The sequence below is a fragment of the Metapseudomonas otitidis genome, from assembly GCF_900111835.1.
Lineage (GTDB): Bacteria > Pseudomonadota > Gammaproteobacteria > Pseudomonadales > Pseudomonadaceae > Metapseudomonas > Metapseudomonas otitidis.
Map to the genome: position 1 here is coordinate 203,029 of NZ_FOJP01000012.1, position 12,728 is coordinate 215,756.

Below are 12,728 nucleotides of genomic sequence, written 5' to 3' on the forward strand. Positions count from 1 at the left end.
CGCTTCTTGGCCTGGAGCGGTGGAAACGGGATCACCTTCAAGGACACCTCACGGCGTGCAGCTCTACCTTTGCCGCAGAACGCCCCACCCGCTTTCGGACAAACACCCCATGACGACCGCGCCAAACACCCTCTACGACGACAACGCACCCGCCCTCGCCACGCTCTACACGCACGTCGAAGAGGCCGACCTGAAGGCCGTGCGCGCCGCCCTGGAGGCTCATCCACAGTGGCTGGTCGTGCCCCTCTTCGGCCTGGCCAGCCAGGGAACGCTGCTGCACCTGGCGGCTCGTCATGGCTGCCTGGAGATCGTCGATTACCTGGTGAAGAAGGGGCTCGACACGGGGGTTCTCGATGGCAGCCACGGCACGCCGCTGGTCGACGCAGCGGGCGCGGGCCACCTTGCGACAGTGCGCTGGTTGCTGGATAACGGCGCGGCGGTGGATGGCGATTGCAGGGGCATCCTCACGCCGCTCATCGCCGCGGCCGTGGGCGGCCACAGTGAGGTGGCTGAGCTGCTGGTGCAGCACGGTGCCGACCTCGACCGCCTGCACCTGCGCTTCAACCAGACCGCTCGCGATACGGCGCTGGTCTGGGGTCATGCGGCGCTGGCGGAGTGGCTGGCTGAACAGGGCGGGCACTGCGCACAAGAACAGATGGACTACACGCGGGTACGTGGCAGCGGGATCTTCGAGCACATCTTCGAGCGGGTCGGTTTCGTCCTCACGCCTTGCCCCAGCCAGAGGCTGTGCGGGCAGGACATCGACCTGCGGACGGCACTGGTCGGCAACGGCCGGGCCCACAAGCTGCTGTTCACCCTGGGGGTACACCTCTCCCAGCCGCGCATCGAGCTGATGGTCGCCCTGCCCTACGACTGGCCGTTGAACCAGGCAGCCATCACCTCCGACCTGCCTTGCGCCTTCCCCGCCCAGCTGCTCTGGCGCGCAGCGCAGGCACGCCTCGAAGGCGGTGCGATCCACGAGGGTTGGCTGGCCGAACGCGGGGATGAGCGCTTCCACGACCTGCCCTGGCCGGAGGGTGTCGATGCCATGGTGGCGGTGGACTACCGCTTTCCGCCCGCCACCGAGGGCGCGGCCGAAGGCGAGGTGACGCTGTTGCTGCTGGTGCCCATGTGCTATCCCCGCGCCGGGCGGCCTACGCCAGAGAAGCTGGCGGACTGGGCCGGCAAGAAGCGCACGGCCAGTTGGAAGGCGGTGGCGATCAAGGCCTGATTGGTCGCGCCGCGTTCATTCCGATTCGCTGGGCACCAGGTCCGGCCCTCTCAGCCGGTCTCGCAGGTGCAGCGAGGCACGCAGCAGCGCTCCCCAGATCCCGTCGGCGCCGTTCCAGGAAGCGCCGGCCCAGCGGGTATCGGCCACCAGAACCGTGCGTGCCCGCTCGATGCACGCCTTGAGCATCACGGCGACGGGCTCCAGCCTCCAGTCGAACAGCGGAATGCCCTTCCCCACCTGGGCATAGCGGTACTCCCAGATCCAGGCGTGGACGCAATAGATCGCGCGGTTGTGATCGGGATGCCCAGCGAGCAGCGCCAGGCAGGCACGCGTCAGGCGCTCCCCCAGTTCCGGGTCAGCGGTCTCGCGCCAGTACGGCAGCAGCAGCGCCTCGAACGCGGCACCGAAGTTCTGTGGCTCCTCATGCTCGGCGCGCGCCTCGTGGAAATATGGCGGCTCGCCAAGCAGGAAGGCACCCAGGGCGTCGCGGGCCAGCGCCTGGCTCAGCACTCTGCCAGGCTCACGTCGGCTCGCCCCGCTGCGTTCCGACAGGCTCCAACAACAGGTGGTCCAGGGTACGGGCGCGGCAGGCGCGGACCATGGGCAGCGCGCTTTCCAGGTCGCGGCGGTAGCGCTCGAAGGATTCGCGGGTGATGGCGTAGCGCTCTTCGTAATCGACCAGGCCATTGCTCACCGGGATGGACAGGTAGTAACGGTCGCCACCTTCTTCGACCCCCAGGGCGAACCGGTGCCGGGGGCTGAACACCACGTCACGCCAACTCACTCGGGGCGCTCCAGAGCGACCAGGGCGCGGTGGTAGCGGGCAACGCGGGCCAGGTCGGCCTCGCCCAGTTCGGGCAGGCGGGTGACATCGAGGTTGTCGCGGATATCCTCGCGCTTGATCCGCCGGGCCAGGGCGTTGGGCCGGATGCGCTCGATGAAGGCTTCGTAGGTCTCGCCTTCACGTCGACTGAGGCAGTCGACGGCCTGTACCACGGACTCGGGGATGCCGAGGATGCGCAGGTCCTCGAGCTTGACGTCGCCATCCTCGACCACGTCGTGCAGCACGGCTGCCATCTGCGCCTCGGGATCCTCGAAGCGCAGCATCAACCGCAGGGGGTGCAGCACATAGGCCCGACCGGCCTTGTCCCGTTGACCGGCATGGACACGGCAAGCCAGGGCAATGGCGGTTTCCAGTGGGGTATTCATTCCTTGGGCTCCTCTGTGAAGGGCGCGGAGGTTAGCAGCCTGAAACCTGCCGTGCCGGAACTGAGACACGCCACGCAGCCTTGACGGCAACCGATGGACAGCCTCCGGGGACTGTTCTAAAAAGTTCGCCGGCCCTGCCCGCCGCCGTGCGGTCGGGGTTACGCAAGGATTCGCGGATATCGGAAAAAGCGCTCGGCAACGGCCTCGTCTGCTACAACTTCGACCCAGGGTTTTCCCGCCCTCCCGGCTCGCCGGGCAAGTCGATTTCCTGGCGACGGGCCGCTGACGCGGAACCACGCCCCGGCGGTGGCATACGAGGCAAGGAAGGCGATGCAAATCACTCAATCGACCCGCATGGCGAAAGTCAGCAGCCCCCTGGGCGCCAACGTCCTGGTGCTGGAACGGCTGGACGGCCACGAACAGCTGGGTCGCCTGTTCGACTACGAACTGAGTCTGGTTTCAGAAAACCCTGCCATCAAGCTCGACGCGTTGCTGGGCAAGCCCATGGGGCTCTCGGTGGAGCTGCCCGACGGTAGCAAGCGCTACTTCCACGGCATCGCCGCACGCTGCAGCCAGTCCTCCGGCACCGGCCAGTTCGCGGGCTACCGCGTCACCCTGCGGCCCTGGCTGTGGCTGCTGTCGCGCACCTCCGACTGCCGCATCTTCCAGAACAAGACGGTGCCGGACATCATCAAGCAGGTGTTCCGCGACCTCGGTTTCTCCGACTTCGAAGACGCCCTCACCCGCAGCTACCACGAGTGGGAATACTGCGTTCAGTACCGCGAGACCAGCTTCGAGTTCGTCAGCCGGCTCATGGAGCAGGAAGGCATCTACTACTACTTCCGCCATGAGCAGTCGCGTCATGTGATGGTGCTCTCCGATGCCTATGGAGCCCACAGCCCGGCCCCCGGCTACGCGTCGGTGCCCTTCTACCCCCTCGAAGACCAGATGCGCGAGCGTGACCACGTCTACGACTGGCACCTGGCGCAGGAAGTGCAGCCCGGCTCCCTGGCCCTCAACGACTACGACTTCAAGCGTCCCAGCGCACGCCTGGAGGTGCGCTCCAGCGTCAGCCGCAGCCACAGCAACGCCGACCATCCGCTCTACGACTACCCCGGCGAATACGTGCAGACCAGCGATGGCGAGCAGTACGCACGCAACCGCATCGAGGCCATCCAGACCCAGTACGAGCGCGTGCAGCTGCGCACCAACGCGCGCGGTCTTGGAGCCGGCCACCTGTTCAAGATGACCGGCTACCCCCGGGACGACCAGAACCGCGAGTACCTGATCATCGGTGCCCGCTATGCGGTCAGCCAGGAGGCCTACGAGACCGGCTCCGGTGGCGGTCTGCAGTATGAAAGCGACCTGGAATGCATCGACGCCGGGCAGGCCTTCCGGCCGATGCCGACCACCATCAAGCCCATCGTCCAGGGTCCGCAGACGGCCATGGTTGTCGGCCCCAAGGGCGAGGAGATCTGGACCGACCAGTACGGCCGGGTGAAGGTGCATTTCTATTGGGACCGGCATGACCAGTCCAACGAGAACAGCTCCTGCTGGATCCGCGTGTCCCAGGCCTGGGCCGGCAAGAACTGGGGTCACATCCAGATCCCACGCATCGGCCAGGAGGTGATCGTCAGCTTCCTCGAAGGCGACCCGGACCGCCCGATCATCACCGGACGCGTGTACAACGCCGAGCAGACCGTGCCCTACGACCTGCCCGCCAACGCCACCCAGAGCGGGGTCAAGAGCGGTTCCAGCAAGGGCGGCACGCCGGCGAACTTCAACGAGATCCGCATGGAGGACAAGAAGGGCGAGGAGCAGCTCTTCATCCACGCGGAGAAGAACCAGGACATCGAGGTCGAGAACGACGAGACCCACTGGGTCGGCCACGACCGCACCAAGACCATCGACCACGACGAAACGGTGCACGTGAAGCACGACCGCACCGAGACAGTGGACAACAACGAGACCATCACCATCGGTGTCGACCGCACCGAGCAGGTCGGCAACAACGAGACCATCACCATCGGCGTCAACCGCACCGAGAAGGTCGGCAGCAACGAGAGCATCACCATCGGCGCCAACCGCACCGAGCAGGTCGGCAGCAACGAGAACATCACCATCGGCAGCAACCGCACCGAAAGCGTGGGCAGCAACGAAAGCGTGGACATCGGTGCCAACCAGACCACCAGCATCGGCAAGAACGAGTCCCGCAGCGTCGGCCAGAACCGCAGCACCAGCGTGGGCCAGAGCGACAGCCTGGACGTGGGCAAGCACTTCTCGCTGAACGCCGGCGACTCCATCACCCTGGTCACCGGCTCCGCCAGCATCACCATGAAGAAGGACGGCACCATCGTCATCAGCGGCAAGAACATCACCATCGACGGCTCCGGTGCGATCAACGTCAAGGCCAGCAAGAACGTCGTGGTGAAAGGCCAGAAGATCCTGCAGAACTAGGCCCTGCGGCCAGGGAGTAGCACATGACAGTCCACACCCACACCCCGGCCACCACCCGCCTCGACGGCGTGGTGATCGGCGTCCTCCTCGATGTCCCCGAAGCGTCCAGCCCCGTGGTGGCCTTCCCCGGCTGCCCATCGGAAACCGGCATCGCCGCGACCACCACCACCGTGCTCGCCCGCGAAGACATCGGCACCCAGGTGGCGCTGATGTTCGTCGGCGGTGATCCGTCCCGCCCGCTGGTCATCGGCCGCATCCAGCGCCTGCCGGAAGCCCGCCAGGCGCCGGCGGTGGCCCACATCGACGGCGAACGCCTGGAGTTCTCCGCCGAGCGCGAGATCGTCCTGCGCTGCGGCAAGGCCAGCATCACCCTGACCCGCGAAGGCAAGGTGCTGATCAAGGGCGCCTACCTCTCCAGCCGCTCCTCGGGCGTCAACCGCATCAAGGGCGGTTCGGTGCAGATCAACTGACAGAGCCGCGCCCATGGAATTGCTCAACGCCACACGCCTGATGGCTGCCTATACCCAGGGCCTGGCCCCGGATGGCCGGGAATCCCTGGTGGTGGTCGCCAAGGGCACCTTCGACCTGCCCCTGGACGGCCGCGAGGCGAGCCTGGCGGAGGTCCAGCGCCCGCTGCTGATGGCCGACGAATACGTTGGCGAACCCGGCCTCTCGGCACCCCGCCAGGAAATGGACTTCGCCCCGGTCAAACCCTTCTGCGACGTGCTGGTGATGGGCAAGGCCCATGCACCCAACGGGCGCCCCGCCACGCAGATCACCGCTGGCATCCGCGTCGGCCGGGTCAGCAAGGCCTTCAGCGTGCTCGGCCCCCGTCAGTGGGTGCCCGGCGCCCTCGGTGCGGCCCCGGGCGCCCCGCAGCCCTTCATCGAGCAGGACATCGGCTACGCCCACGCGTTCGGCGGCAGCCACGCCATGGCCGACCGCCCCGACTTCGCCGACAGCTACCTGGCCAACCCGGCCGGCCGCGGCTGGTACCCGAGGAGCGCCAGCACCGCCGACATCGTCGGCATGCCCATGCCCAACACCGAAGCCCTCGGCCAACCCATCGACAGTCCCTACGGCGACTTCACCCCCATGGCCCTCGGCCCCATCGGCCGCCACTGGCCGCCGCGCATCGGCCACGCCGGCACCTATGACGACGCCTGGCTGGCGGACCACTTCCCCTTCCTGCCGCCGGACTTCGACACCCGCTACTACCAGGCCGCCCCGCCGGACCAGCAGACCGAGTACCTGCAGGGTGGCGAGGACGTGCTGCTGCTCAACCTCACCCAACAGGAAAGGGCCGGCTTCAAGATACCGAGGATGCAGGTGCCGGTGACGTTCTTTTTGAAGAAGGGCGGCCACGAGACGGTGCAGGCGGTGATCGACACGCTGGTGGTGGACACCGACGCCGGCAAGGTGGAGATCACCTGGCGCGCGAGCCGCGTACTGAAAAAAAATATGTTCGAGATCAACAGTGTGCTGTTGGGCACTAAGTCCTCGGCCTGGTGGCGTGCCCGTGAGTTGGGCAAGACTTACTATCCGTCCCTGGATCGGCTGGTAGATTCTCGGCTAACCAAGGAAAGCGAATGAGCCAGGCGGTCTGCATCATCGGCTCCGGCATGATTAGTGCCGTAGGCCATAACGCGCCATCCAGTTGTGCGGCCATACGCTGTGCGATAGACAACTTTCAGGAAAGCCGCTTTCTTGATAGTGGCGGCGAATGGCAAATGGTGGCGGAGGTTCAACACGAACAGCCCTGGCGAGGGCGCACCAAACTGGTGAAGATGGCGGCAGCCGCCATCCTCGAAGCATTGTCCAACAGCCCCGTTAAAGATGCGTCCTTGGTCCCCCTGCTACTAGGCGTCGCGGAAAAGGAACGGCCAGGCCGACTCGCCAATCTAGACGAGTCCCTCATCAAGGATATCGAACGAGAACTGAACGTTCGTTTCCACACCTCATCTGCCGTAATCCCCAGAGGAAGAGTTAGCGGAGCAATAGCCTTACTCAACGCAAGGAAGCTGATTTACCAAGCTGGTCACCAGCATGTGCTGATCGCCGGTGTCGACTCCTTTCTCAACGGCGAAACCCTTGCCTTTCTCGACAGCCAGGAACGACTGCTCACAAGCCGCAACTCGAATGGTTTCATCCCAGGCGAAGGCGCTGCTGCCGTCCTGCTCTCGGCACCGACTCAAAGCCCAGCCCCCCAGTTGGGTTGCATTGGATTGGGATTCGGTGTCGAGGAAGCCACGGTCACCGCTGAGGACGTTGCTCATCGGGCAGAAGGACTAACTCAGGCAATTCGCAACGCCCTTGTCGAGGCGAGCTGTGGCTTGGAAGCCATGGACTACCGGCTGACTGACCTTTCAGGTGAACAGTATTACTTCAAAGAAGCAGCCCTGGCTCTCAGCCGTGTATTGCGTGTTCGCAAAGAGCATTTTCACCTCCACCACCCTGCAGACTGTATCGGCGAATGTGGTGCGGCAATCGGCCCTGCAATGCTCGTGGTCGCGTTGGCGGCCTGCAGGAAGGGGTACGGTGAAGGAGCAAATATTTTCTGCCACCTGGGCAACGATGCGGGTGAACGCGCAGCGATGTTGCTCAGCTATCAGACTGTAAGGGTGAACTGATGGCCAACCAGGTTTTCGCCAACGGAATGGAGGTGTCCTGCAAGTCCGCAAACGGAAAATCGATCGCGGCCTTCCCGGACGTTTGCTTTACACCACCGCAGGCCCCTCCCACCCCCACGGGCGTGCCTATCCCCTATCCGAATACGGGGATGGCCAGTGACACAAGTAACGGCAGCAGGACCGTCAAGATCACCGGCAAGGAGGTCATGCTCAAAGATAAAAGCTACTTCAAGACGAGCACAGGGGATGAGGCTGGCTGCGCGCCCAAGAAAGGCATTATTACCAGCAAGATCAAGGGCAAGGTCTACTTCACCGCTTGGTCCATGGATGTGAAATTCGAAGGCGAGAATGTGGTTCGTCACATGGATCTCATGACCCACAACCATGCATCCCAAGGCCCCAATACCCCACCTTGGATGTACATGGACGAGATGGCGTTGGCCAGTGCATCCGAGCAATGCAAGGCAGAGTCGAAGAAGACTCAGGACTGCATGGAAAAGCACGCCAAGAACAATACCCATCAGCAGAAGCGTAAAGACCACCGAAAACCGGGTGCCACGCAAGCGGCCGCCGTCAGCGACAACAGTCAGGTGGACTGGAATGCCCTTCTGAAAGCCGATGCTGGCAAAGGTGAGTTCTACAACAAGACTGGCGCGCTCAACGACATGTGTGAGGACAAAGACTGTAAGGATCAGTTCGACTGCAGCCTAGTGCCATTCGACCACGGGTGCTGCGCTGGAAAGACTCCGCACCATGTGGTCCCCGCCCACTGCTTCCTGCCCTCTGGCGAGCGCAAGAGCGGCTCTGGGGATCGTTACCCCGGCACAGACAGCTACGACGACACAAAGGCGCCCTGCATATGTCTTGAAGGTGCAACCAAAAGCGACAGCGCTGACGGCAAACTCAAAGAACACGGCCAGGTGCACGCTATCGTCGATGTCGCCGAAGACAAGTTCATGAAAAGCGAAAAGCAGTTCACGCCCACCGGCAAACCGAAAATGAAGAAGGGCGAAGAGGTCATCAAGAAGACAGCCGGGTCATGGAGCTTCGAGCAAGCCAACGACGCAGGCTGCGACGCGGTTTCCAAGGTGAAGCAGAAGTGCGACAAAGAATGCATGAAGGCCCAGAGTGAAGCAGCCCATAAGAAAATGGGACTCGATGTAGGCAAGGGCAAATCGGACAAACTCATGCTACGCGCTGACTCATCGGGCAATCGTACACCACCAGGTTTCGTTCCTCAGGGAGCTGTAAGTGCCCCCGCAGGCATGTTCTGATTCTTTTAAGGAGCTCCAATGTCATCTTCTAAGGTCCCCGTCAGCTTCCTCAATGGATTTTCCCCGCGAAATGGGGTGATCGGGGTGCTTGGCTTTCCACACGGGCTCGACAAACGAGCCGAGTTCACTCGCTTCTTCACCTACATCGACGGCAACTGGGGTGCATCAGATCTGGAGTACCAAGGCAAGTCGCTAACCAGCCTTACTGATGCGTCGAGAGGCTACAGAGCATGGTGGCTGCTAGGAAAAAATGGCGAAACCACTGAACTGACAGCCAGCGGAAAAGTGGATGAGCAGATACCTGGAGCAGGCCTCAATGTGGCTGAACCTTACGGGTATGTAGAGGTGATCCGGAACATCGCGGGGCAACTCTACGTATGCGGATACGGGCGACAGGTCTACAAGCGGGTGGGTGACGACTGGATATCCATCGCCACGGACATCCTTACCCGCGAGACAGCGAAAGGATTCATGGACATTGCCGGAATCTCGGAAGATCAGGTCTACGCCGTGGGCTGGGGTGGAGAGATCTACTTCCACGATGGACGCCGCTGGCACAAGGACGACAGCCCGACTACAGCACACCTGACGGGTGTGCGTTGCCTGGAGAATGGCCAGGTTGTTGTTTGCGGGCACAAGGGGGTGGTCTTGCGTGGTGCCTTCAACCTTTGGGAGGTAGTTGACGATAATGGATTGAATGGCAACTGGTATGACATCGAAGTCTATGGCGATACCATCTACTTGGCCGGTAACAACCAACTGGCGAAGGTCGAGAATGACAAGATTGTGCCCATAGATATCGGCATTGGCCGCTCCGTCTCCACCCATAAACTGCATGTAAAAGACGGTCTTTTATGGTCGTTTGGCGAAGACGACATTGTCGTATTCGACGGGCAGAAATGGCAGGAGATTATCCATCCGGACAATGCCTGATGGATATGGAGGTCCTGATCCTTGCAAGTCGCTAACGTCCTCGACCAACACGCCGAAGAAGCCGGCTTCCTCGCCGGCCTGCGCGACTACGCCGTTCGCGCGCCGCATTACGACCTCAAGCACCTGCGCACCCTCGACAGCCGCATCGAAGCGCACCTGGACGGGTTGCTGATCGCCGGGCTCAAGGGTCTCGACCTGCTCCTCAAGGCCCTGTCGCCCCACGCCACCGGCGAAGTGTTCGCCGCCACGGCGCTGGCCTTCATGGCCGGCAACGGCCCCGCGCTGTCGAGCCTCGCCGAGCACCTGCGCAAGGCGCCGGACGGCGAGCGTGGCTTCACCTCCGCACTGGGCTGGCTGGAGTGGGCGACCGTCGAACCCTGGATCGAGCGGCTCCTGGCCTCACCCGAGCCGCTGTTCCGGCGCATGGGACTTGCAGCCTGCGGCATGCACCGGCGCGATCCCGGCCCGGCCTTGCTGGCCGGCCTCGCCCACAGCGACCCAGGCGTGCTGGCGCGGGCGGCACGCACGGCCGGTGAACTGCGGCGGCGGGACTTGATGCCCGTCATCCGGACCCACCGTCTGCACGACGACATGGCGGTGCGTTTCTGGGCCAACTGGGCCACGGTGCAGATGGGCGACGAGGAAGCCCTCGGCCCGCTGCGCCTGCTGGCCGAGCACCCCGGCCCGTTCCGACTGCGGGCGTTGGGCGTGCTGCTGTGCTGGCAGCCCCGGGAGGCCAGCATCCAGTGGTTGCGCGCATTGATGGGCGATGCCCGTCACCACCGCCTGGTGATCCAGGCCACCGGGCCCTTCGGTGACCCGGTGGCGGTGCCCTGGCTGATCCAGCGCATGCACGAACTGCCCCTTGCCCGGGCGGCCGGCGAAGCCTTCACCCTGATCACCGGGGCGGACCTCGCCGACCTGGACCTGGAGCGGCGCCAGGTCCCCGACTACGACGCCGGCCCCACCGATGATCCTGAAGACCCGAACGTGGACATGGACCCGGACACCGACCTCCTCTGGCCCGACCCCGCGCGCGTCGAGGCCTGGTGGCAGGCCAACCGCCCACGCTTCGCCAACGGCACGGGCTACCTGCTGGGCGAACCTCTCAGCGAAGCACGCTGCCTGGCCGTGCTGCAGAGCGGCTACCAGCGCCAGCGCGTGGCAGCCGCCAACGCCCTGGCGCGCTTCGTACCGACCCGCCCCGTCTTCCCCACCAGCGCCCCTGCCCTGCGGCAGCGTCAGTTGCTGGGCTGACAAGACCAACCTGACCATGGCCGGCGGCCCGCAGCCGGATTACCGCTCGCCAGTACCGGAACCCAAATGGATACCAAAGCAGCACTCCAGGGCTACAGCATCACCTCAGGTACCGTCCGCTATTCCGACCTTGCCTACCTGCTGGCGACCAATAACCAAGTCATAGCGGAGGGGCATACGAGCTCCCTGATCCTCGACTTCGACATGGGCAACTGGGCTGCTGGCGCTGTGAAGTGGCTGGCCTGCTCGGGAACGGTCTGCCATGTGCCGGCGGAACGCTTCATCGTTCTCGGTACTGACGGCTCCATCAATGTCAGTGGTGGCGGCGAAGTGAAGGAAGAACCCCCAATCCGCCCAGCAGGTATCGACCCGCGCAAACGTGGCCCCTTGCGTGAAATTCGTGGTATCGCAAACGGGCGGGCCTATGTGGTGGGCACCTGCAGACAGGCTTACGTGCGTGATGACGAAGGCCAGTGGCGGTGCATCGACCAGTCCGCCCAGGGCGGCGACGTGGACATCACCGACACCAGTTTCGAATCCATCGACGGCTTCGACGAACAGGAAATCTATACCGTCGGCTGGGAAGGCGAGATCTGGACATACGACGGCGCCACCTTCACCCAGCTGACCAGCCCCACCAACCTGGCGCTGTACAAAGTGCGCTGCGCGCCGGACGGCTTCGTCTACGCCTGCGGCCAACTCGGCACCCTGCTGCGCGGCCGAGGCGACCAGTGGGAAGTGATCGAGCACGACAGCACCACCGAAGACCTCTGGGGCATGGAAGTCTTCAACGGCGAGGTCTACGTGTCGTCCACCCGCTTCGTCTACCGCCTGGTGGACGGCAAGCTGAAGGCTGTCGATTTCGGCGATGACGTTCCGAGCAGCTGCTACCACCTGAGCGCAGCGGACGGAATCATGTGGTCCATCGGCCCGAAGGACGTCATGGAACTCAACGGTTCCACCTGGAAGCGGATCCTGCAAGTTGGCTGATAGCGCTATGGCTTATGCCCAAGACAAAAGGACCGAAGGACGATGAACACCCTCCCCATCGTCCTCGACCAACACGCCGAAGAGGCCGGATTTCTCGCCGGCCTGCGCGACTACGCCGTGTTCCCGTCGCAATACCGCCTAGAGCGCGTGCCGTCAGCTCTGCTGCTGACAGCCGATAATCGAACACTAAATCCCGGTGCATCCCTGCACCGGTGCGGTGCAGATTGACCGAATTAACCGGTTAGTACATTTTCCTCGCACACGGTGGAGACCACCCCGCCGTGAATGACCTGGAGAATGAGATGCCCCCGATCGTCCTGGTGCTCAACGGCCCCAACCTCAACCTGCTGGGAACCCGAGAGCCCGCCACCTACGGCCACGAGACCCTGGCCGACATCGCCGACCAGTGCACCCGCACCGCTGCCGGGCTGGGCCTGACGGTGGACTTCCGGCAGACCAACCACGAAGGCCAGCTGATCGAGTGGATCCACGAAGCCCGTGGCCGCTGCGCCGGCATCCTGATCAATCCGGCGGCCTGGACCCACACCTCGGTGGCCATCCGCGACGCCCTGGCGGCGGTCGAGCTGCCGGTCATCGAGGTGCACCTGTCCAACGTGCACAAGCGCGAAGCCTTTCGTCACCACTCCTTCATTTCCGCCATTGCCGTGGGCGTGATCTGCGGCCTCGGTAGCCAGGGCTACAGCCTGGCACTCCAGCATTTCGGCCAACTGCTCAACAACAAGTGAA

General features: G+C 63.8%; 14 protein-coding genes. 11 read left to right on the forward strand and 3 right to left on the reverse strand.

Features of this window, described 5'->3' with window-relative positions; genetic code table 11:
* Window positions 1–109 precede the first annotated feature (109 nt).
* Window positions 110–1,231, forward strand: coding sequence for an ankyrin repeat domain-containing protein (locus tag BM198_RS17115; protein WP_074971475.1), 1,122 nt, complete (start codon window positions 110–112; stop codon window positions 1,229–1,231).
* Between the two features lie 15 nt (window positions 1,232–1,246).
* Here BM198_RS17115 and BM198_RS17120 read toward each other — a convergent pair whose 3' ends face one another.
* The 3 genes from BM198_RS17120 to BM198_RS17130 are packed head-to-tail and all read right to left on the reverse strand — an operon-like array spanning window position 1,247 to window position 2,440.
* Entirely contained in the window at window positions 1,247–1,741 is a 495-nt protein-coding gene (locus BM198_RS17120; RefSeq protein WP_074971476.1) for a hypothetical protein, read from the reverse strand.
* A 10-nt stretch (window positions 1,742–1,751) separates the two neighbouring features.
* Window positions 1,752–2,015, reverse strand: a complete 264-nt coding sequence (locus BM198_RS17125; protein WP_074971477.1) for a hypothetical protein — start codon at window positions 2,013–2,015, stop codon at window positions 1,752–1,754.
* Window positions 2,012–2,440 (reverse strand): GTP pyrophosphokinase, encoded by a 429-nt coding sequence (locus BM198_RS17130; RefSeq protein ID WP_074971478.1) that lies wholly within the window; start codon window positions 2,438–2,440, stop codon window positions 2,012–2,014. The genes BM198_RS17125 and BM198_RS17130 overlap by 4 nt, the downstream gene beginning before the upstream one ends.
* 330 nt (window positions 2,441–2,770) lie before the next feature.
* On the opposite strand from BM198_RS17130, the gene BM198_RS17135 reads away from it, so the two are divergent.
* The 10 genes from BM198_RS17135 (at window position 2,771) to aroQ (ending at window position 12,727) form a co-directional block, all read left to right on the forward strand.
* On the forward strand, window positions 2,771–4,897 hold the full coding sequence (locus tag BM198_RS17135; RefSeq protein WP_074971479.1) for a type VI secretion system Vgr family protein: 2,127 nt from the start codon (window positions 2,771–2,773) through the stop codon (window positions 4,895–4,897).
* A gap of 23 nt (window positions 4,898–4,920) precedes the next feature.
* Window positions 4,921–5,367, forward strand: coding sequence for a DUF6484 domain-containing protein (locus BM198_RS17140; protein WP_074971480.1), 447 nt, complete (start codon window positions 4,921–4,923; stop codon window positions 5,365–5,367).
* A gap of 13 nt (window positions 5,368–5,380) precedes the next feature.
* The gene (locus BM198_RS17145) at window positions 5,381–6,490 is read left to right on the forward strand and encodes a DUF2169 family type VI secretion system accessory protein (RefSeq protein ID WP_074971481.1); all 1,110 of its coding nucleotides are present in this window, start codon (window positions 5,381–5,383) and stop codon (window positions 6,488–6,490) included.
* Entirely contained in the window at window positions 6,487–7,527 is a 1,041-nt protein-coding gene (locus BM198_RS17150) for a 3-oxoacyl-ACP synthase (protein WP_074971482.1), read from the forward strand. The genes BM198_RS17145 and BM198_RS17150 overlap by 4 nt, the downstream gene beginning before the upstream one ends.
* Entirely contained in the window at window positions 7,527–8,801 is a 1,275-nt protein-coding gene (locus BM198_RS30190) for a PAAR-like domain-containing protein (RefSeq protein ID WP_044407586.1), read from the forward strand. The genes BM198_RS17150 and BM198_RS30190 overlap by 1 nt, the downstream gene beginning before the upstream one ends.
* Window positions 8,802–8,819: 18 nt before the next feature.
* Complete coding sequence (locus tag BM198_RS17165; protein ID WP_044407589.1) at window positions 8,820–9,734, forward strand: hypothetical protein; 915 nt, start codon at window positions 8,820–8,822, stop codon at window positions 9,732–9,734.
* Between the two features lie 21 nt (window positions 9,735–9,755).
* Window positions 9,756–10,991: a TIGR02270 family protein gene (locus tag BM198_RS17170; RefSeq protein ID WP_074971483.1), complete on the forward strand. Its 1,236-nt coding sequence runs from the start codon at window positions 9,756–9,758 to the stop codon at window positions 10,989–10,991.
* A gap of 66 nt (window positions 10,992–11,057) precedes the next feature.
* Window positions 11,058–11,981: a WD40/YVTN/BNR-like repeat-containing protein gene (locus tag BM198_RS17175; RefSeq protein ID WP_074971484.1), complete on the forward strand. Its 924-nt coding sequence runs from the start codon at window positions 11,058–11,060 to the stop codon at window positions 11,979–11,981.
* A gap of 42 nt (window positions 11,982–12,023) precedes the next feature.
* On the forward strand, window positions 12,024–12,209 hold the full coding sequence (locus BM198_RS29695) for a hypothetical protein (protein WP_139233646.1): 186 nt from the start codon (window positions 12,024–12,026) through the stop codon (window positions 12,207–12,209).
* Between the two features lie 74 nt (window positions 12,210–12,283).
* Window positions 12,284–12,727: a type II 3-dehydroquinate dehydratase gene (aroQ, locus tag BM198_RS17180; RefSeq protein ID WP_074971485.1), complete on the forward strand. Its 444-nt coding sequence runs from the start codon at window positions 12,284–12,286 to the stop codon at window positions 12,725–12,727.
* Window position 12,728: the final 1 nt, after the last annotated feature.